Origin of the sequence: Pseudomonas sp. NFX224 (assembly GCF_048565165.1) — a bacterium.
Taxonomy (GTDB): domain Bacteria; phylum Pseudomonadota; class Gammaproteobacteria; order Pseudomonadales; family Pseudomonadaceae; genus Aquipseudomonas.
Genome location: NZ_CP183416.1, coordinates 2,847,215 through 2,866,313, shown reverse-complemented (window position 1 = coordinate 2,866,313; position 19,099 = coordinate 2,847,215). Strand labels below are relative to the sequence as shown.

The 19,099-nt window shown below is 60.0% G+C and carries 16 protein-coding genes; 7 read left to right on the top strand and 9 right to left on the bottom strand.

From position 1 onward, the window contains the following. Positions 1 to 2 precede the first annotated feature (2 nt). The 6 genes from icmH to ACNYC6_RS12845 all read left to right on the top strand — a co-directional run bounded on the left by icmH (position 3) and on the right by ACNYC6_RS12845 (position 7,774). A complete protein-coding gene (gene icmH / locus ACNYC6_RS12870) occupies positions 3 to 887 on the top strand; it encodes a type IVB secretion system protein IcmH/DotU (protein ID WP_419712596.1) in 885 nt (294 codons plus the stop codon). After that, the gene (tssM, locus tag ACNYC6_RS12865) at positions 887 to 4,321 is read left to right on the top strand and encodes a type VI secretion system membrane subunit TssM (protein WP_419712595.1); all 3,435 of its coding nucleotides are present in this window, start codon (positions 887 to 889) and stop codon (positions 4,319 to 4,321) included. The genes icmH and tssM overlap by 1 nt, the downstream gene beginning before the upstream one ends. Beyond that, positions 4,321 to 5,049 carry a PP2C family protein-serine/threonine phosphatase gene (locus ACNYC6_RS12860; protein ID WP_419712594.1) on the top strand — a complete coding sequence of 243 codons (729 nt, stop codon included), beginning with the start codon at positions 4,321 to 4,323 and terminating at the stop codon, positions 5,047 to 5,049. Before tssM ends, ACNYC6_RS12860 begins: the two co-directional genes overlap by 1 nt. Further along, the gene (locus ACNYC6_RS12855) at positions 5,046 to 6,056 is read left to right on the top strand and encodes a serine/threonine-protein kinase (RefSeq protein ID WP_419712593.1); all 1,011 of its coding nucleotides are present in this window, start codon (positions 5,046 to 5,048) and stop codon (positions 6,054 to 6,056) included. The genes ACNYC6_RS12860 and ACNYC6_RS12855 overlap by 4 nt, the downstream gene beginning before the upstream one ends. Positions 6,057 to 6,192: 136 nt before the next feature. Continuing rightward, positions 6,193 to 6,576, top strand: a complete 384-nt coding sequence (locus ACNYC6_RS12850) for a helicase (protein WP_419712592.1) — start codon at positions 6,193 to 6,195, stop codon at positions 6,574 to 6,576. Between the two features lie 250 nt (positions 6,577 to 6,826). Then, positions 6,827 to 7,774, top strand: coding sequence for an IS110 family transposase (locus ACNYC6_RS12845; protein ID WP_419708264.1), 948 nt, complete (start codon positions 6,827 to 6,829; stop codon positions 7,772 to 7,774). Between the two features lie 63 nt (positions 7,775 to 7,837). On the opposite strand, the gene ACNYC6_RS12840 is transcribed toward ACNYC6_RS12845, so the two are convergent. From ACNYC6_RS12840 to exbB, 6 genes are all read right to left on the bottom strand, one after another. Then, positions 7,838 to 9,238 (bottom strand): aminoacyl-tRNA deacylase and HDOD domain-containing protein, encoded by a 1,401-nt coding sequence (locus ACNYC6_RS12840; protein ID WP_419712591.1) that lies wholly within the window; start codon positions 9,236 to 9,238, stop codon positions 7,838 to 7,840. 79 nt (positions 9,239 to 9,317) lie between these two features. Continuing rightward, positions 9,318 to 11,393, bottom strand: a complete 2,076-nt coding sequence (gene recG / locus ACNYC6_RS12835) for an ATP-dependent DNA helicase RecG (protein ID WP_419712590.1) — start codon at positions 11,391 to 11,393, stop codon at positions 9,318 to 9,320. A 9-nt stretch (positions 11,394 to 11,402) separates the two neighbouring features. Next, on the bottom strand, positions 11,403 to 12,332 hold the full coding sequence (locus ACNYC6_RS12830) for a hydrogen peroxide-inducible genes activator (RefSeq protein ID WP_338583894.1): 930 nt from the start codon (positions 12,330 to 12,332) through the stop codon (positions 11,403 to 11,405). 159 nt (positions 12,333 to 12,491) lie between these two features. Then, positions 12,492 to 13,241, bottom strand: a complete 750-nt coding sequence (locus tag ACNYC6_RS12825) for a TonB family protein (RefSeq protein WP_419712589.1) — start codon at positions 13,239 to 13,241, stop codon at positions 12,492 to 12,494. Next, positions 13,238 to 13,666, bottom strand: coding sequence for a TonB system transport protein ExbD (gene exbD / locus ACNYC6_RS12820; protein WP_085716199.1), 429 nt, complete (start codon positions 13,664 to 13,666; stop codon positions 13,238 to 13,240). The genes ACNYC6_RS12825 and exbD overlap by 4 nt, the downstream gene beginning before the upstream one ends. Before the next feature lie 6 nt (positions 13,667 to 13,672). After that, positions 13,673 to 14,644, bottom strand: coding sequence for a tonB-system energizer ExbB (gene exbB, locus ACNYC6_RS12815; RefSeq protein WP_419712588.1), 972 nt, complete (start codon positions 14,642 to 14,644; stop codon positions 13,673 to 13,675). A gap of 189 nt (positions 14,645 to 14,833) precedes the next feature. On the opposite strand from exbB, the gene ACNYC6_RS12810 reads away from it, so the two are divergent. Beyond that, the gene (locus ACNYC6_RS12810; protein ID WP_419712587.1) at positions 14,834 to 15,691 is read left to right on the top strand and encodes an SDR family oxidoreductase; all 858 of its coding nucleotides are present in this window, start codon (positions 14,834 to 14,836) and stop codon (positions 15,689 to 15,691) included. Between the two features lie 65 nt (positions 15,692 to 15,756). Here the strand turns inward: ACNYC6_RS12810 and ACNYC6_RS12805 are convergent, their stop codons facing one another. The 3 genes from ACNYC6_RS12805 to spoT form a co-directional block, all read right to left on the bottom strand. Then, complete coding sequence (locus tag ACNYC6_RS12805; RefSeq protein ID WP_419712586.1) at positions 15,757 to 16,497, bottom strand: hypothetical protein; 741 nt, start codon at positions 16,495 to 16,497, stop codon at positions 15,757 to 15,759. Between the two features lie 67 nt (positions 16,498 to 16,564). Next, complete coding sequence (locus ACNYC6_RS12800; RefSeq protein ID WP_003229509.1) at positions 16,565 to 16,945, bottom strand: RidA family protein; 381 nt, start codon at positions 16,943 to 16,945, stop codon at positions 16,565 to 16,567. A 24-nt stretch (positions 16,946 to 16,969) separates the two neighbouring features. Then, a complete protein-coding gene (gene spoT, locus ACNYC6_RS12795) occupies positions 16,970 to 19,075 on the bottom strand; it encodes a bifunctional GTP diphosphokinase/guanosine-3',5'-bis pyrophosphate 3'-pyrophosphohydrolase (RefSeq protein WP_416129484.1) in 2,106 nt (701 codons plus the stop codon). Positions 19,076 to 19,099 lie beyond the last annotated feature (24 nt).

The window sequence follows — 19,099 nt, the reverse complement described above, 5'->3', positions numbered from 1 at the left end:
ACATGACCAAGGACATGGAATATCTGCAGGACGACAAAACCGTATTGCTCGACCGTCTTGGAAATGGCCCTGCGCAGGGAAAACTCACTGACTCCGACGCGCCGCCGCGTTTCGAACAACTTGAAGAGCGCATGGTTTATTCCGCCAGCCAGCGGCCGGCAGACATCTTCAACGTTAGCCTCAACCCGTTGGTAGCGGCGGCGTCCGGTCTACTCTCGGAAGTGGTAAGGCTGAAACAGAACGACACTGGTGAAGACTTGGCAACCCTTAACGAGCGATTGAGTACTGCGGTGGAACACTTCGCCGAAGATGCCCAGTACAAAGGTGTCGAAAGCAGCCAGGCGTCGGCTGCACGTTATGTGCTGTGCACTGTGCTTGATGAGGCGGTGGTGACTACTGCGTGGGGCAAGGAAAGCGAGTGGTCGCAAATGAGCCTTTTGAGCAAATTTCATAATGAGACGTCTGGCGGTGAAAAGTTTTTCCGACTTCTTGATCGTCTGTCGAAAAACCCGGGCAAGCACCTGCCGATGCTGGAGTTGATGTACCTGTGCCTGGCGCTTGGGTTCGAGGGTAAGTACCGAATTCAGCCGCGTGGCCTTCTGGAAGTCGAAAACCTTCGTGATGCCCTTTATCGGCAGATTCGCCAGTTACGCTCAGATGTCCCGCGTGAGCTCTCACCGCGCTGGGAAGGTCTGGGCGAAGGACCTCGACCGGGTCTGGTGAGCATCGTGCCGTGGTGGATGGTGGCGTTGATAACGGCGGTGTGTCTGGGGGCGATGTATTCGGGATTCGCCTGGGTACTGGCGGAGCAACGCGCTGCGGTCTTACAGCCATTCCAGCCGTTTGAGTCCGCAGTGCAGTCGCAGCAGTCCAAGGGGCACGGGTGATGAAAATCTTCTTCAAACAAACCGGTGCCTTCCTGAAAAAGACCTGGGTCTGGAGCCTGTTCTCGGTATTGTTGGTTGCGTTGTTGGTGTGGTGTATCGGGCCGCTGCTGGCGGTGGACGATTACAAGTTCTGGAAAAGCCCGACCTCGCGTCTGATGAGCATCAGCGTCTTGTTCCTGATCTGGGGGCTGACCATGGTCTTCGTCAGTTGGCTCGCCGGCGTGAGCAAGCAGACGCTGGAAGATTCCGGGGTAGGCCAGGCTCGTCTGCATCGAAACCAACAGATCGATGCAGAGCGCAAGGAGCTGAAGAAACGATTCAAGAGCGCCCTTAGCACCCTCAAGACGTCGGGCCTCTATCGAGGGCGCCGGGAGTTGCCGTGGTATTTGGTGATTGGTCCCCAGGGCAGTGGCAAGACCCGTTTGCTGGAACACTCTGGCCTGGCGTTTCCACTCAACACGTTTGATCAAAAACGGCCCCGTGAACCGCTCCATACACGCTATTGCGATTGGTATTTCACGGAACAGGGCGTGCTGCTCAATACAACCGGCCGCTACCTGACGCAGTCTGATAGCAATGTCGACGCCAGCGCCTGGACCACGTTGCTCGGTTTGCTGCATACGCGACGTCGCAACCGTCCGCTCAATGGCGTGTTGGTGACCCTCCCGGTGCAATCCCTGCTCAGCCGTAATCAGGAAGCGCTGGCGAAACAGGTGCAATCGCGTCTGCAAGAGATGCGGCAAACGCTGCGCGTTGACCTGCCTGTATACCTGGTAATAAGCAGAACGGACGAACTGCCAGGCTTCGACGAATTCTTTGACCATCTGACCCGCGAGGAGCGGCACCAAGTATTGGGCGCCAGCCTGAGCAATGAATTGCGTACGACTGACGCAACCGCGGTACGCGTCGAACTCGAAGCATTGCTGCAGCGCCTCAACAGTCAGGTGATCATGCGCATGCATCAGGAGCGCGACCCTCTGTGCCGAGGTCGCATTCTCGACTTCCCGCACCAACTTGGTTTGGTTGGCGAAGGGTTGTGTCAGCTTGTCGAAGCGATATTCAGCAGTGGTCATCACCCGCGCACGAGCCTACTACGCGGTTTCTACTTCACCAGCGCCCCTGACTCGACTCTGCACAACGGGCAATCGCGGTTTATCCAACATTTGTTCAGCCGGGTCATTTTTCCCGAGGCCGGTCTTGTCGAACTGGACAAACGCGAGCACAGCCGAATTTATTGGGGGCAGCGTGCGATGTACGTGGGGGCGCTGGCTGCGGTGAGCCTGTTCGGGGTTTGGTGGACCGGTAGTTTCTCCGCCAATCACGAGCGACTGGATAACCTGCGCGCCATGGCACAAACCTGGTCTGAGCAGCGCGCAGCCTTGACCGTGCAAGATGTTTTACTGACTGCGCTCAAGCCCCTGGACACCAGCTACGCGACAACCCGGCTCTTCCCTGAAAAGGGAGCTGTCTCGTTCCACGAGCGCGGCGGCTTATATCAAGGTGAGGCAGCCAATCCGTTGATCAGGAACAGCTACGAGCGTGAGCTCGAGGCGCACCTGTTGCCGCGTATCGCAACGCTGCTGGAAGGGCAGATCCGCGCCAATCTGAAGGATCGCGAACGCCTGCTCAACGGCCTGCGTGCGTACTTGATGCTGAGCCTTGAGGATCGTCGGGACGCGGCATGGCTGAAGGAGTGGATTGCCAGCGACTTGTCCCTGCGATATGCGGGTAACACGACGGTACAAAACAGCCTGAACGCCCATGTCGAACGTTTGCTGGCACTGCCATTCAGCTACCCGCTCAATGACTCACTGGTGGCCCAGGCACGTCAGGTCTTGCGCAACGAATCACTGGCTAATGTGGTTTACCGGATGCTCCGCGAGCAGGCTCGTGTTCTCCCGGAATATCGTTTGAGTCAGCACCTGGGGTCGCAGGGTGCGCTGTTGGTCGGTACCGATTACGTGATCCCCGGTTTTTATACGCAGCAAGGTTATCAACAGTATTTCTCGGTGCGGGGCACAGTACTTGTCACCGACATCCTGCGTGACAACTGGGTATTGGGCGAGGGCTCCAACATCAGCGCCATGGATTTGCGTCGCTTGATGGTCGAACTGGAGCAACTGTATTTCCGTGACTACGCCAATGCATGGGGCGAGGCGATCGGTCGGGTTACGCTGCTGCCAATCAATCACGCCGCTGAAGGCGCAGAGCAACTGGCGGGTCTGACTTCTGCCAATTCACCCGTGTTGCAACTGCTGGTGCAAGTGCGTGAGAACACTCGCTTTCCGACGGTAGCCGATAGCCTGGATGACGGAGTAGCCGCCGCGAAAACGTCCGCAGAGCAGGGTGGAAATACGGGAATACTCGCCGTTGCTGCAGTTACAAAGGGCTCGGCTGCGCTGACGAACAATCTGCCGGACACCGCAAGGAAAGCCCTGCAACGTCGTTTCGAACCGCTGCACCGCTTACTGGATGAAAGCAACGGGCCAAGCGCTGACCTGACTCCGGTGCTGCAAGCCCTCAATGAACTGCAACTGCAGCTGTCAAGCCTGACGCGGGCCACCGCACCCGATCAGGCGGCGTATGAGCTGGCCAAGGCCCGCATGGCCAGCCAGCGTGATGCGCTGAGTCATCTGCGCATGGCGTCAGGTCGTTTGCCGCGACCGGTTGGAGTCTGGTTCAACGTTCTGGCCGAAGACGCCTGGCGCCTGGTACTCAGCGATGCCTATCAGTATCTGAACCAGCGTTATCAGAGTGAGCTGTACAGCTTCTACGGAAAAGCGATCAACAAGCGCTATCCCTTCAGCGCACACAGCGCCAGCGACGTGGCACTCAGCGATTTCCGCGAGTTCTTCAAGGTCCAGGGTGTTGTTGATCGCTTCTTCGACAACTATATGCGTCCGTTTGTCAGTGGCGGTCCAGGCAGCTATCGCTTGCGCAGTATTGATGGCCAAAGTCTGCCCGTGTCTCGGGTGTACCTCGAGCAGATGGCTTCGGTACAGGTAATCCGTCAGAGCTTCTTCAGCGAAAGCCCCGCTGAGCCGCACGTGCAGTTCAAGCTGGAACCGTACACCCTCGACTCGGCGGCGAGCCGTTCCGAGTTCCGCTTTGGTGACAGGACCCTGGAGTATCGCCACGGCCCGATCGTAGCGGCCTCCTTCAAGTGGCCGACTGACGCCGAAGACGGCCGCACCAGCCTGGTCCTCGACAGGATGACTGACCGCCCGATCGGTATCGAGAAGAACAGCGGACCCTGGTCACTGTTCCGTCTGTTGGACTTCATGCAGACCGAGTACCTGATCGGCCGCGATGTACTCGTGCTCAAAGCCGACCTGGGTGGCCTGCGCGCCAATTACCTGTTGACGAGTCAGCGCACGCCGAACCCGTTCGATATGGGTGTACTGCGTACTTTCCGCATGCCGGTACAGCTCTGATGTCGATGGTTGGGCCCTGGCGTAGCGCTGCGCGCACTGACATCGGCAAGGTCAGGGCGCGCAATGAAGATGCTTTTCTTGATTGTCCACAGCAGGGATTGTGGGTGGTGGCCGATGGTATGGGGGGGCATCAGGGAGGTGACATCGCCAGTCAGATGATCGTTGCCAGCCTGGCGGAGTTGCCGATTGAAAAAACCTTCGACGAGCGACTCAAAGGCGTGAGTCAGTGCCTGCATTGGCTCAACCGGCGCATGGTTCAGGAGTTGACAGTCATTGCCGGACACCAGGACAACGTCATCGGCAGTACCGTGGTAGCGCTGCTGGTGGATGACAGTCGCGCGGTCTGCGTCTGGGCTGGTGACAGTCGATGTTACTTATGGCGCGGGCAACGCTTGTACCAGCTGACCAAGGATCATTCGCTGATGCAGCAACTGATTGATCAACAACAGATGTGCGCCGGGCAAGCCCGTACTCAACCGCATGCCGGCGCCTTGACCCGGGCAGTGGGGGCCAGTGATGAGCTCGCACTGGAAATACTGGAGTTGGCGGTATATCCGGGCGACACATTTTTGCTGTGCAGCGATGGTTTGTATCAAAGCCTGAGCAGCAACGCGCTGGGTAGCGCCTTGAGTTGGAATGCACCGGCGTTGGCGCTTGCGCGTTTGTTCGAAGGAGCCTTATGCGGTCCTGCGCGGGACAACCTGACGGCTGTCGTGATACGAAAATGAGTGAGCCGGTGCCGCTCGACAATCTATCGGTCAGCGAAGAAGACATCGCCGACCTGACCTATTTTGCCTTCGCCAAGGCCGTGCCCGTGCCTCGTGATGTTTTGGTGTCTCAGGCTCCCACCGTAGAGTTGCCGGACGTACTGGTGGGGCGTTACCGCATCGAGCGGTTGCTCGGCGCTGGTGGCATGGGCGTTGTGTACCGCGCACGGGATCTTCTTCACGAGCAGTTCGGTGACCCTGAGCCTTATCTCGCACTGAAAATGCTCGGTGAAGAGCTTGCTGACTGCCCGGATGCCAGCGCTTTGCTCTACAGCGAGTTCGCCCTGACTCGGCTCTTGCATCATCCGAACGTGCTGCGTTTGCACAACTTCGAAGTGGACACCTGTTGCCGACGAGCATTCTTCACCATGGAACTGATGCGCGGCCAGACCCTGGACAGGCTGCTGTGTGACCGGCCTCTGGGTTTATCGTGGCCTGAATTGCGGGACATTGCGCTTCCATTGCTCGACGCATTGGCCCATGCCCACAGCCGTGGCGTGCTGCACGGCGACTTGAAGCCGAGCAATGTGATGGTCAGCGAAGACGGTATGCGGCTGTTTGATTTTGGTCTGGGTCGATCGATGGAAGGTGTCATGTCGGGTCTCCCACAGTTGAGTCGCCGTCGTTTCAATGCCTGGACGCCAGGTTACGCTGCCCCGGAACTACTCGAAGGCCAGCCGCTGTCCACCAGTACGGACCTCTACGCCGTGGCTTGCGTGCTGTATGAATTGGCGGGAGGCAAACATCCGTTCAATCGCTTGCCTTCAACCCGTGCGCGTGATGAACGTCTGGACCGAGAACTGCTTGCCCCGCGGTCGCTGCCGAAACACTGCTGGCCTGCGCTACGAACGGCGCTGAGTTTCGATGCTTCGCAACGCACCATTACAGTCCGAGAGCTGGGTGACGCCTTCAGTTGGCAACCGACCTGGTTGCGGTACTGGTCTGCCCTTGCAGGAAGAAAACTGTAGGACAATAAAAGGTGTGACTTGGCAGTCATCATGCAAGACATAAGGCTTATCTTCTTCTAACGCCACTCGATAGTGGCGTTCTCATTTGAAGTCGCTACACTGCGCCAGCCGTTCATTTTTTTCTTGAGGCTTGCGCATGAAATTTCGTTTTCTGCTGTGGATGCTGGGTTTGTTGATGGGCAAGGCCAGCCGGACCAATCCTGCGTTCCAGCAGCAGTTGGGGGACAAGGAGTTGGTGTTTCAGCTGCAAACCCTGGACGGGAAAGTGGCGCGGCATTTCCGCGTAAAGGATCAGCGCATCACCAGCAAGGCCGGGGTGATTGCCGAGCCTGCGTTTGCCATTGCGTTTAAAGATGCCGCGTACGGCTTTGCCACGATGCAGGCGAAGAACAAGCAGTTGGCGTTCATGACCGGGATTCAGGACAAGTCGATTCAGATCAAGGGCAACCCGGCGTTGGTGATCTGGTTCCAGGGGTTGACCAAGTATTTGAAGCCGAAGAAGGCCAAGTCCAAGGCTTGAGGATGTTCAGATAGACCGTGGTGGATTCATCGCGAGCAAGCTCGCTTGTATGCTAGGACTTGAAGGGAGGAGGAGGGACAAGGCTCGATTCTGACTGTTAGCGCAGTACAGATCCGTGGGAGATTTCGCCCCTCCTCCTTTCACCCAAGCGCCGATAAAGAATGCATCTGGCTAGACCGACGATAGGAACAAGCCTGCGCCTCTGGGTGAGCCCTTCAAGTGCTCAAAACCATATCTCGGGGGATGTTTAATGGCAATGCCGGTTTCTGCTATCAAGCCAATCGTGGGCGTGGATGTCGCCAAGAGTGAGTTGATGATCTATCAGGCCGAACTGGATCTGCTTGAGACGCTTCCCAATAACAAGCCAGCCATCAAGAAATGGCTGAAAGCCTTGCTGGCACCGGTCGATATCGCTATTGAGTCGACCAATATCTATCACCTGGAGTTCGCCGACCTGGCCCATGAGGCCGGTTGCACCATTTACATGGTCGGTGGCTATGAACTGAGCCATTACCGCAAAGGTGTGAAAGTTCGCGCCAAAACTGACGCGCTGGATGCAAAGTTACTCGCTCGCTATCTGAAGAACGAGTATGAAGAGCTTCATCCATGGATTCCGCCATCGCCGTTGTACCGCTGCCTCTTGAGCCTTTTCCGCCGGCGCGCGGCGCTGGTTCAGGCGCGGGTTGGCTTGGTGCAGAGCTGGACAAATGAACCGCTGCTCAAAGCCGCTTTTGCCGAGCAAGTGGCCTCCATGCAGAGGCTTGAAGGGCTGGTCGAGAAAATGATCAACGACCGCCTGAAAGAAGCCGGCTTGCTTGCCCAGTTGAAGCGTTGCATGAAAGTCGAAGGTATCGGCTTTCTGACTGGTGCCCGCTTGATCGCGGCTTTTCAGCGAGGCGATTTCAGAAATGCAGATGCCTTCATCGCGTTTTTGGGGATGGATTTGCGGGTATCGCAGTCAGGACAAAAAGACGGTCGCCGCAGCCTGACCAAGCGCGGCGATCCGGAGGCGCGTCGGCTTTTGCACAACGCTGCCATGTCGGCCAGCCGCACAGCCGCCTGGAAAGGTTTTTACCAAGAACAAAGAGCTAAAGGGTTCAGTACTACGCAGGCACTGGTGATCTTGGCCCGTAAACTTGCCCGGATCGTATTTGCACTGCTGAAAGGGCAAGGTGAATACCAACCGAAAGCAGGTTGAAGGCTTCCCCTCAACCATAGAATCTCCCACAGGATTGAAGTGATCCAGTGGGAGCGGGTTTTTTTATGCCTGGGAGAATTGCGAGGCGAGTTCGCGCAGCAGCACTTCGGCTTCGAGGACTTTGCTGACCACGTCGTTGGCTTTGTCGCGGGTCAGGCCCAGGCGTTCGAGCAGGGCGTCGGGGATGTCTTCGTCGGGGCCGGAGCCGATGCCACGGCTGCGTAGCAGGCGCACCGTCAGGCACACCAGGTTCGGGTACTCGGCGTAAGGGCCGTCGTAGGCCGGGTCGTGCTGGAAGCGCAAAGCGGTGGCCAGTTCATCGGGCATGTCCCAGTAGCGCATCAGCCACGAGCCGATCTGTTCGCGGCTGATGCCCAGCAGGTGTTGCTCGATGTAGCTGTGGCACAGGTGCGGGTTGACCTCCAGGTGACGGCAGATCAGCGAGAAGTGCGGCGGGAATACGTGCGCCAGCAGCAGGTAGCCGAAATTGTGCAGCAGGCCGGCGAGATACGTCAGGCCGGCTTCCGGGCGCTGAGTGCGCGGCATGGCGCGGGTCAGGCCTTCGATGACGGCAGCGGTGTAGATCGATTGCTGCCAGTACGGGGTGCTGTGTTGTGGGTGGTCCTTGGGCAGACTCAGGGTTTTGCCCAGGGCCAGGCCCAGCGCCAGGTTGATCACCAGGTCGAAGCCCAGCACCCGCACGATGGCGTCTTCCACCGAACGGATCTTGCCCGGCGAAGCGTAGTACGGCGATGCCGCCCAGCTCACCACTTGCGCGGCCAGCGCCGGGTCGGTTTCGACCACGCCGGTGATGTCGTCGATGGTGGCGTTGGGGTCCACGCGCAGCTTGATGATCTTTTGTGCGGTTTCGGCCAGCGGCGGAATTTCGATGGTCGCTTCCAGGCGTTGCTGGATGCGCCGCGCGGTGAACGCTTGAACGGCCTGGGTGATTTCCTCGCGGTCATCGTCGGGGCGGTCGAGGTTCGGGCGGATGCTGCTCAGGTTTTCACCGAAGTTGGCAGCGCTGGCCTTGTTCAGCATGGACTTGAAGGCTTCGCTGGTGATTTCCAGCAGCACGCCCGGTTCGCCTGAGTTGACCAGCACTTTAGGCTCGCGCAGCAGGCTTTCTTCATACAGGCACGGCGAACTGGTCAGCGACGGCAAGCCGGGCAACAGGCTCAGGTTGTGCTTGCCGAGCATCTTTTCCAGGCGCTCGGTGGGCACGGCGGTGAGGCGGCGGCCAGTAAGTTCAGTGAGGCGGTTGAGGTCGAGCAGCTGGCTCTGCGGGAATAGCACCATGAGCGAGCCCACGGCGTCATCGAGCAGTACGGCCTGGACTTTGCGCGCCGGGTTCAAGCCGTGATGATCCAGGACCTCTTCGTAGGCGATGCCCAGTTTGCCCAGCAGCAGCCGAATAACCGACGGAGCGTGCGGGGAGGCGGGTGCGAGGGCAGCTTCGGTCATGGTTCTGTATCCGTTCTAAAACAATTGCAGGAGTATAACCAGCTTGCTCAAGCCGATGGTTCAGAAACTGCGACGGTGCTCACACTTGGCCGTATTGCTGCCCGTGACGCAGCCAGCGGTCGAGTAACGGGCTGACGTGGTCCGGCCAACGCTCCAGCAAAGCTTGAGCGGCGTCACGCACGGCGGGTAGCAAGTCGGCGTCGCGCATCAGGTCGGCGACCTTGAATTGAAGCAGACCGGTCTGCCGCGTGCCGAGCATTTCACCGGGACCGCGCAGTTCGAGGTCTTTTTCTGCGATGACAAAGCCGTCGTTGGTTTCGCGCATGATGCCCAGGCGCTGACGGCCGATCTGCGACAGCGGCGGGTGGTAGAGCAGCACGCAATGGCTGGCCGCGCTGCCCCGGCCGACTCGGCCGCGCAACTGATGCAGTTGCGCCAGGCCCAGGCGTTCGGGGTTTTCGATGATCATCAGGCTGGCGTTGGGCACGTCCACGCCAACTTCAATCACCGTGGTGGCGACCAGCAGTTGCAGGTTGCCGGCCTTGAACTCGGCCATCACCGCCGCTTTTTCGACGGGCTTCATGCGGCCATGGATCAGCCCCACCTTCAACTCGCCGAGGGCGGCGGTGAGGTCCTCAAAGGTGGTTTCCGCTGCCTGGCAGGTCAGTTCTTCCGACTCTTCAATCAGCGTGCACACCCAATACGCCTGACGCCCTTCGGCACAGGCGCCACGCACCCGTTCGATGACTTCGACGCGCCGGGTGTCGGTGATCAGCACGGTGTTGACCGGGGTTCGGCCGGGCGGCAATTCGTCGAGGATCGAGGTGTCGAGATCGGCGTAGGCGCTCATGGCCAGCGTGCGCGGGATCGGCGTGGCAGTCATGATCAATTGGTGCGGACACATCCGTCCGCCGACGCCTTTTTGCCGCAGTGCCAAACGCTGCTGTACGCCGAAGCGGTGTTGTTCGTCGATGATCACCAGCGCCAGGTTCTTGAATTGCACTTCGTCCTGGAACAGCGCGTGAGTGCCGACCACCATCGGCGTGCCGCTGGCGATTTGTTCCAGCGCGGCCACGCGGTTTTTGCCCTTGAGCTTGCCGGCCAGCCACGCGACTTCAATGCCCAGCGGTTCGAGCCAGCGCTTGAAGGTGATGAAGTGCTGCTCGGCGAGAATCTCGGTGGGCGCCATCAAGGCAACCTGATATCCGGCCTCCAGGGCCTGGAGCGCGGCGAGGGCGGCGACCACGGTTTTACCCGCGCCGACATCGCCCTGAATCAGCCGCAACATGGGCTCGCGCTGACTGAGGTCGTAGGCGATTTCATTGCCGACCCGTTGCTGGGCACCAGTCGGGTTGAAGCCGAGATTGGCCAGGTACTTGGCCGGCAGTTGCGTGGCTTTGGGCATGGCTGGCGCGCGCAGCGAACGCATGCTTTCGCGCAGGCGTTGTTGCGACAGTTGATGGGTCAGCAGTTCTTCGAAGGCCAGGCGATGCTGGGCCCAGTGATGACCGAGGGCGAGTTCGTCGACGTCGGCATCGGCGGGCGGGTTGTGCAGGTAGCGGATTGCATCGGCCAAAGGTGCGAGTTGGTAGTCGCGGGCCAGTTCGTTTGGCAGCCAGTCAGGCAGGCTGCTCGGGCCGAGCAAAGTCAGGGTTTGCATGCACAGTTGGCGCAAGCGCTGTTGCGTCAGGCCTTCGGTGAGCGGGTACACCGGCGTCAGGGTTTCATCCACCGGCGGCGGTTCGTCGCCGGTGATGGCGCGGTATTCCGGGTGGTAGATTTCCAGCCCCGAAGCGCCGGGCCGCGCTTCGCCGTAGCAGCGAACTCGCGTGCCGCGCTTGAGGCCTTCTTTCTGCGCGTTGCTGAAATGGTAGAAGCGCAGACTGAGCCCGCCGGTGCCGTCCTGCAGGCGTACGACCAAACTGCGGCGACGGCCCATGACCACGTCGGCGCCGCTGACAGTGCCTTCGATCACGGCGTCCTGCCCTGGGCGCAGCGCACCGATCGGTACGACGCGCGTGCGGTCCTGATAACGCAGGGGCAGGTGAAACAGTACGTCCTGGAGGTTTTCCAGACCGACCTTGGCCAGTTTCTCGGCCATGGCTTCGCCGACACCCTTGAGTGCCGTCACCGGCACTAGCGACAACTCGGTCATGACGCTTGCTTAGCCCGCCACCACCTGCGCGGACGGCTTGGCCACCGAGCACAGGCGAATGGAATCAGCGAGAATTTCAATGGCCTTCGGACGCGGGAAACTCGCACGCCAGGCGATGGCCACGGTGCGATACGGCACCGGCGCCGACAATGGCCGGACTTCGATCACGCCAGGGGCGTAGTGATGGCTGTCGACCGCCGACAGCGGCAGGATCGAAATGCCCAGGCCGGATGCGACCATGTGCCGAATGGTTTCCAGCGAGCTGGATTCGACCGTGGTGTGCTTGGCGCCGTCGTTGCCTTTGGTCAGCGTCGGGCAGGCTTCAAGCACTTGATCGCGGAAGCAGTGGCCTTCGCCGAGCAGCAGCAGGCTCTTGTCGTTGAGAAGGCTGGCGTCGATGGATTCTTTTTGCGTCCACGGGTGCTGGGCCGGCATCAGGACGTAGAACGGCTCGTCGTAGAGCTGCAAGGTCAGGACGTCGGCTTCGCTGAACGGCAGAGCGATGATGATCGCGTCGAGTTCGCCGTTGCGCAGTTTGTCGCGCAGCACGTGGGTGAAGTTTTCTTCGATGTACAACGGCATCTGCGGGGCGACCCGGTGCAGTTGCGGAATCAGGTGCGGGAACAGGTAGGGGCCGACGGTGTAGATCGCGCCGACTTTCAGCGGTGCGGTCAGCTGGTTTTTGCCAGCCTGTGCCAGTTCGCGAATGCCTTGGGCCTGTTCCAGGACTTTTTGTGCCTGGGCCACAATGCCTTCACCCACCGGGGTCAGGCGCACGGCGCTTTTGCTGCGCTCGAAAATCAGCACACCGAGTTCGTCTTCAAGCTTTTTCACGCCCACCGACAGGGTCGGCTGGCTGACGTGGCAACGCTCGGCCGCGTGGCCGAAATGCTGCTCTTGGGCGAGGGTAACGATGTAGCGTAATTCTGTGAGAGTCATAGCAAGCGTCCATGAAGTTGCGCGCCAAGCATACCGGCTGCAATCGATAGACGCACGTTATCAGACTGTGTATGTCGAGTGACACCGGGCAATGCGTGTTTGCCGCGGGTAGATAAGCAAAAGGCACCTTTCGGTGCCTTTGCGGTGTTGCGGTTTGTATCAGCGCCGGCGGTTTTCCAGCGAATAAACAAACGGTGCAACGATTTCGATGGAGCCGTTGTTCAGCATGTCGGCCGGTGGTTTTGGCAACGGCTGGGCGCGGCGGATCATATCGAGCGTGGCCCGATCCAGATCGGCAGTGCCGGACGCGCCGACCAGTTCGTACGACAGCACGTTGCCTTCGGCATCCACTACGAAACGCAGACGGTTCGTGCCTTGCTTGCCCCGCGCCTGCGCGCTGGCCGGGTACTTTTTATACTTGGCCAAATGCGCGAGCAGGGTGCCTTGCCAACTGGCCTTGGCCGCCACCTGAGCAGCCGATGGGCCCGGTACAGGCTGAGCGGATTTCTCGGTTTGTGACGGAGTCGGTGGCGCTTCACTCGGTTTTGCCTCGGACGGCTTTTCCTTCGGCGGCTCCGGTTTTTTCTCCACAGGTTTGGGCGGTTGAGGCTTCGGCTTGGGCTTGACCGGTTTGGGCACCGCGATCTCGGCCTTCGGTGCTTCGGCGAGCTTCGGTATCGGCAGTTCTTCCACCGGTGCCGGTGGCTGTGGCGGCGTTATGACCTTCGGCGGTGCAGGCGGTGGCGGGGCCGGAACCGGCGCCAGCTCGACCATCATTGCCTGGGGTGGCAATTCGATGGGTGGGCGGGCGGTCCAGTTCAGGGCCAGCGCGATGGCCAGTGCGTGAACGCCCAGCACCACGGCCAGGCTACCGCTGTAACGCGTCAGCTTATGGCGCGTCGTGATCATTTCTTGACTGCCGACTCGAGACCGACCAGGCCGACCTTCAGGTAACCGGCCGAGCGCAGGTTGTCCATCACGTTCATCAGGTCGCCGTAATCCACGCCTTTATCGGCCTGGAAGAAGATCGTCGTGTCTTTCTTGCCCTGGGTCCTGGCGTCGAGTGTGGCGCCGAGTGCTTCGGCCTTCACTTCGTCTTCGCCCAGGAACAGGCGTTGGTCAGCCTTGACGCTCAGGAACACTGGTTTCTCTGGCCGTGGCGCCGGTTTGGCGGTGGACGCGGGCAGGTCGACCTTGATGTCCACGGTGGCCAGCGGGGCTGCCACCATGAAGATGATCAAGAGCACCAGCATCACGTCGATGAACGGCGTGACGTTGATTTCGTGGTTCTCGGACAGATCGTCGTCTGCCCCTTCTTTCAAATGCAGGCCCATGGCCGATTACCCCACTTTCACCATGTGCGGTTGCGAGCTGCGCTCAGGCTGGTGATCGAGGTCGCGGCTGACCAGCAGCAGGACTTCTGCCGACGCGTCGGCTACCTGCGCCTTGTAACCGGTGATGGAACGGGCGAACACGTTGTAGATCACTACCGCAGGAATCGCTGCGACCAGGCCCAATGCTGTCGCCAGCAGGGCTTCGGCAATGCCGGGGGCCACGACGGCGAGGTTGGTGGTCTGGGTCTTGGCGATGCCGATGAAGCTGTTCATGATGCCCCACACGGTGCCGAATAGGCCGACGAACGGCGCGGTGGAACCGATGGTGGCGAGTACGCCGGTGCCGCTGCTCATGTTGCGACCGCAAGCTGCTACCAGGCGCTCAAGACGGAAAGCCACGCGTTCCTTGATGCCTTCTTTTTCGCGGGCGCTGGCCGACAAATGCATTTCTTCCAAGGCATCATGGACCAACAGGTTGGCCAAGGTGCCTGGCTTGGTTGCCGATGCGCTGGCTTCTTTAAGCGTGGCGGCTTTCTTCAGGTGGACGATTTCGGTACGCAGACGACGCTTGGCGCCCATCAGCTCGAAGCCTTTGGCGATCCAGATGGTCCAGGTGATGATCGAAGCGATGGCCAGGCCGATCATCACGATTTTCACGATGATATCGGCGTTCTGGTACATGCCCCACGGCGACAGGTCATGGGCCATGCCCAGGGTGTTGTCGGCTTCGAGGACTTCAGGAACGTCTTCGCCGGTGGCTACGTCAGCAGGTGCTGCGTGGGCCGGATCGGTCGCGGCAGGCGCCACGGCCGGGGCGGCGTGGTCGGCGGGTGCAGCGGCAGCGGCCGGAGTGGCTGGCGCTTGCGCATCAGCGAAAGCGGCGACAGGCGCCAGCATCAAGCTGAGCAGCAGGGCGGCCACCGCGCTCCAGGCGCGAGGTCGTTTGGTTGGCGAAGCGGGGAATTGATTGCGTGTCATGCTGGCCGGACCTGAGAGAAAAAAACGGGTGATGTTCTTCCAGGCCTCGAAAGGCCGAGAACAAAAGTGGTGCGTATTATTGCAAGTAATTCTTGTTAACAGAAGTAATAGAGTATCTTTTTTTCCTGCATTGCTAGCCGCTCGTCCATTGCCAGCGCTAGTCTGTCTGTTTCCAAGGGGAGTTTTCTGATGTCCGCGCCTTCTGTTTTGATCGCCGGTTGCGGTGATGTTGGCAGCCGTCTGGCCACGCAATTGTTGACGGCGGGGTGGGAAGTTCATGGCCTGCGGCGTGACGTCTCGCGCCTGCCCGAGGGCGTGATCGGCGTTGCCGGCGACTTGTTCAATAAAGACTGCCCAGAGACCTGGCCGGTCGGTGCGGTGGATTACCTGGTGTATTGCGCGGCTGCCACTGATCACGATGAAGCCGGTTACCGCGCCGCTTATATTCAAGGCTTGCAGCATGTGCTGGAGTGGCTGGACGACTACGGCCAGGTGCCCAATCGCCTGCTGTTCGTGTCCAGCAGCAGCGTTTATGGCCAGCAGGAGGGCGAGTGGGTCGACGAGACATCGTCTGCCGTAGCGGCGGGTTACTCCGGGCAAGTGATGCTCGAAGCCGAACAGATCGCTCTGAAAAGCGGTATCCCCGCCAGCATCGTGCGATTGACCGGCATTTACGGTCCGGGTCGTGAATGGCTGCTGACTCAGGTCCGCCGGGGTTATCGCGTGGCGGTCGATCCACCGCTATACGCCAACCGGATTCATGCCGATGACGCCGCCGGGTTGATGGCGTGCCTGCTTGAGACGGATCGACGCGGGGTGAAGCTGGATGATGTCTACATCGGTGTCGATGACGCGCCGGCAGCGTTGGCGGATGTGGTGGGCTGGTTGCGCGAGTATCTGGGCGTGACTGAATGGGCCGATGACGCCAGCGTGCGTCGCACGGGCAGCAAGCGTTGCAGTAATGCACGGGCGAAAGCGTTGGGCTGGACGCCGAAGTATCCGAGTTTTCGCGAGGGTTATGCCGCGATTATTGAAGGGCGCTGCTGAATTACAGTCCCCCTGAAGCAACTGCAGGAGCGAGCCTGCTCGCTCCTGCATGGGTTATGCGTTGCTTACTGCTTTTCCAGCAACCACTTGCGATCACCCGGGGTGAACTGCGGCATTTCATCCGCCTGAGCGGTGTTTACGGCCTGGAAGATTTCCAGCTCTTTGCCTTTGCGCGCAAAGATCCAGGGGTTTCCTTGCCCGTTGAGTTGCAGCCACATGTTGTCGTTGCCGCCACTCATCGATGCACAGTCGCCGGCCAGGCACAGCGCATAGCGATCAGCACCCGGCAGGCCGGTCACCTGGCCATCGGCCTGGAACTGCACGTTACTGCCTTCACCGGGGCCGCTGACGACTTTCCAGCTGCCGCCCATGTACGCCGAATACAGTGCGCGTTCGAAGCTGGCGCCAATCGGTGCGCCATCCGGCACGGGAATCAAAGCGCGGTCGAAGACTTGGGCCGGTTCGTTTTCGGTCGCGGCCTGGCTCAATTGTTTACCGTCGCGCTTCAGTTCACTGCCGGAACTGCCATAAAAGTCGACTTTCCAGGCGCCGGACTCATCGCCCAGCAGCTTGCCGTCGACATTTTCAAAACCATTGGTGTAGCGGGCCTGACTGGCCTTGGTGTTGACGTCCCATTCCAGGTTCGGACCATAGGCCTGAAGCGCTTCACGCAGGGGAGCGCCTTTGGATGCGGCGTCGATTGCTACCTGATTGATCCAGGTGCCGCTGATATCACGGTCGGCAGGGTTGCTGGCACAACCGCCCAAAAACAGGGCGAGCAGCGAGAGAGCAAGCGCTTTGCGCATGGTGGAATCCTTTCAAACTTACTTTGCTGCAGAGCAGTCGGCGCAGCGCGCGGCTGCGCCGGACACATTACTCGATGACCAGGATGGCATCCATTTCAACCTGCGAACCCTTTGGCAGGGCCGCTACGCCGATGGCGGCGCGGGCTGGGTAAGGCTGGTCGAAGTACTTGCCCATAATCTCGTTGACCTTGGCGAAGTGGCTCAGGTCGGTGAGGAAGATGTTCAATTTGACGATGTCCTTGAACGAACCGCCGGCGGCTTCAGCCACGGCTTTGAGGTTCTCGAAGACCTGGACGGTCTGGGCTTCGAAGCCTTCGACCAGTTCCATGGTTTTTGGGTCCAGAGGAATCTGACCCGACATGTAAACGGTGTTGCCAGCCTTGATCGCCTGGGAGTAAGTACCGATGGCGGCCGGGGCCTTGTCGCTGGTGATAACAGTCTTGGTCATGTAGGACTCCTTGAAATGGGGGGCTTAGGCGCGCATGCGGGTGATGCGGATCACCCCGGTCAGGGCGCGCAGTTTCTTGATCACGCGGGCCAGGTGCACACGGTCGTGCACGCTGACCACCAGTTGGACCACGCTGATACGACCATCGCGTTCGTCCATGCTGATTTTCTCGATATTGCCGTCGGCCGCGTTGACGCTGCTGGCCAGCAGGGCGATCAGGCCGCGCTGGTGTTCCAGCTCGACGCGCAGCTCAACGTTGAATTCGCCGGTGACATCCTTGGCCCACGAGAGCTGGATGCATTTTTCCGGGTTGTGGCGGATTTCGCTGATGTTGCGGCAGTTGTCCAGGTGCACGACCATGCCTTTGCCCGCAGACAGGTGGCCAACAATCGGGTCGCCCGGGATCGGCGTGCAACACTTGGCATAGCTGAGCACCAGGCCTTCGGTGCCGCGAATCGCCAGCGGGCCTTCAGGGCTCGGCAACTGTTCGCCTTCGCCGAGCAGTCGGCGAGCCACCACGTAGGCCATGCGATTGCCCAGGCCGATGTCTTCGAGCAAGTCTTCGATCAGTTCGAGGCGGTACTCGACGAGCATCGCCTTGACGCGTTCGGCCGGGATCTTCTCCAGCGCGCTGTCGAAACCGTTGAGAACTTTGTTCAGCAGGCGTTCGCCGAGGCTGATGGATTCGGAGCGGCGTTGCAGCTTCAGCGCATGGCGGATGTGCGTACGCGCCTTGCCGGTGACCACGAAGTTGAGCCACGCCGGGTTCGGCCGCGCGCCGGGGGCGCTGACGATCTCGACCGTGGAGCCGCTTTGCAGCGGTTCGGACAGCGGCGCGAGGCGACGATTGATCCGACAGGCAATGCAGCTGTTGCCTACGTCGGTGTGTACCGCGTAAGCGAAGTCGACCGCCGTGGAGCCCTTCGGCAGCTCCATGATCCGGCCTTTGGGCGTGAACACGTAGACCTCATCCGGGAACAGGTCGATCTTCACGCTTTCGATGAATTCCAGCGAGTTGCCGGCGCGTTGCTGCATTTCCAGCACGCCTTTGACCCACTGGCGGGCCCGGGCGTGAGTCCCTTTTGGCTGCTCGTCGCCGCTGGATTTGTACAGCCAATGGGCAGCGATGCCGTTGTTGGCCATCTCTTCCATTTCGCGGGTGCGGATCTGGATCTCGATCGGGACGCCGTGCATGCCGAACAGTGTGGTGTGCAGCGACTGATAGCCGTTGGCCTTGGGGATCGCGATGTAATCCTTGAAGCGCCCCGGCAACGGTTTGTACAAATTATGCACAGCACCTAGCACGCGGTAGCAGGTATCGACCTTGTCGACGATGATCCGGAACGCATAGACGTCCATGATCTCGTTGAAGGCCCGACGCTTGCCGCGCATTTTCTTGTAGATGCCATAGAGATGTTTCTGGCGACCGCTGACCTCGCCCTGAATGCCATCGATGGCCAGGCAGTGACTGAGGGATTCTTCGATCTTGTTGACGATTTCCTTGCGGTTGCCCCGGGCGCGTTTGACGGCCTGGTAGATCCGCGCGGAACGCATCGGGTGCATGGCCTTGAAGCCGAGGTCTTCGAATTCTATGCGGATGGCGTGCATGCCCAGCCGGTTGGCGATGGGCGCATAGATTTCCAGGGTTTCCTTGGCGATGCGCCGGCGTTTCTCGCCGGACAGCACTTCCAGCGTACGCATGTTGTGCAGGCGGTCGGCCAGTTTGACCAGGATCACGCGAATGTCCCGAGCCATGGCCATGGCCATTTTCTGGAAGTTTTCGGCCTGGGCTTCGGCCTTGGTCTCGAAGTTCATCTGGGTCAGTTTGCTGACCCCGTCGACCAGTTCGGCCACGGTTTCGCCGAACTGCGCTTGCAGCGCCTCTTTGGCAATACCGGTGTCTTCGATCACGTCATGCAGCATGGCTGCCATCAGGCTCTGATGGTCCATATGCATGTCGGCAAGAATATTGGCCACGGCAAGAGGATGCGTGACGTACGCCTCACCGCTACGGCGGCGTTGGCCGTCGTGTGCTTGTTCGGCGTAGAAATACGCTCGGCGGACCAGGTTGACCTGGTCATTGCCGAGGTAGGTCGATAAGCGATCGGCGAGGGCGTCTATGCTCGGCATGATGTCTCCTGCCGTAAGCTGTGA

What these genes read in the sequence shown, in the direction of transcription:
- icmH (WP_419712596.1), top strand. Translation starts at nt 3, where the DNA reads ATGACCAAGGACATGGAATATCTGCAGGACGACAAAACCGTATTGCTC.
- spoT (WP_416129484.1), bottom strand. Translation starts at nt 19,075, where the DNA reads ATGCCGAGCATAGACGCCCTCGCCGATCGCTTATCGACCTACCTCGGC.
- ACNYC6_RS12825 (WP_419712589.1), bottom strand. Translation starts at nt 13,241, where the DNA reads ATGATCACGACGCGCCATAAGCTGACGCGTTACAGCGGTAGCCTGGCC.
- ACNYC6_RS12855 (WP_419712593.1), top strand. Translation starts at nt 5,046, where the DNA reads ATGAGTGAGCCGGTGCCGCTCGACAATCTATCGGTCAGCGAAGAAGAC.
- ACNYC6_RS12805 (WP_419712586.1), bottom strand. Translation starts at nt 16,497, where the DNA reads ATGCGCAAAGCGCTTGCTCTCTCGCTGCTCGCCCTGTTTTTGGGCGGT.
- recG (WP_419712590.1), bottom strand. Translation starts at nt 11,393, where the DNA reads ATGACCGAGTTGTCGCTAGTGCCGGTGACGGCACTCAAGGGTGTCGGC.
- ACNYC6_RS12860 (WP_419712594.1), top strand. Translation starts at nt 4,321, where the DNA reads ATGTCGATGGTTGGGCCCTGGCGTAGCGCTGCGCGCACTGACATCGGC.
- ACNYC6_RS12810 (WP_419712587.1), top strand. Translation starts at nt 14,834, where the DNA reads ATGTCCGCGCCTTCTGTTTTGATCGCCGGTTGCGGTGATGTTGGCAGC.
- tssM (WP_419712595.1), top strand. Translation starts at nt 887, where the DNA reads ATGAAAATCTTCTTCAAACAAACCGGTGCCTTCCTGAAAAAGACCTGG.
- ACNYC6_RS12845 (WP_419708264.1), top strand. Translation starts at nt 6,827, where the DNA reads ATGGCAATGCCGGTTTCTGCTATCAAGCCAATCGTGGGCGTGGATGTC.
- exbB (WP_419712588.1), bottom strand. Translation starts at nt 14,644, where the DNA reads ATGACACGCAATCAATTCCCCGCTTCGCCAACCAAACGACCTCGCGCC.
- exbD (WP_085716199.1), bottom strand. Translation starts at nt 13,666, where the DNA reads ATGGGCCTGCATTTGAAAGAAGGGGCAGACGACGATCTGTCCGAGAAC.
- ACNYC6_RS12850 (WP_419712592.1), top strand. Translation starts at nt 6,193, where the DNA reads ATGAAATTTCGTTTTCTGCTGTGGATGCTGGGTTTGTTGATGGGCAAG.
- ACNYC6_RS12840 (WP_419712591.1), bottom strand. Translation starts at nt 9,238, where the DNA reads ATGACCGAAGCTGCCCTCGCACCCGCCTCCCCGCACGCTCCGTCGGTT.
- ACNYC6_RS12830 (WP_338583894.1), bottom strand. Translation starts at nt 12,332, where the DNA reads ATGACTCTCACAGAATTACGCTACATCGTTACCCTCGCCCAAGAGCAG.
- ACNYC6_RS12800 (WP_003229509.1), bottom strand. Translation starts at nt 16,945, where the DNA reads ATGACCAAGACTGTTATCACCAGCGACAAGGCCCCGGCCGCCATCGGT.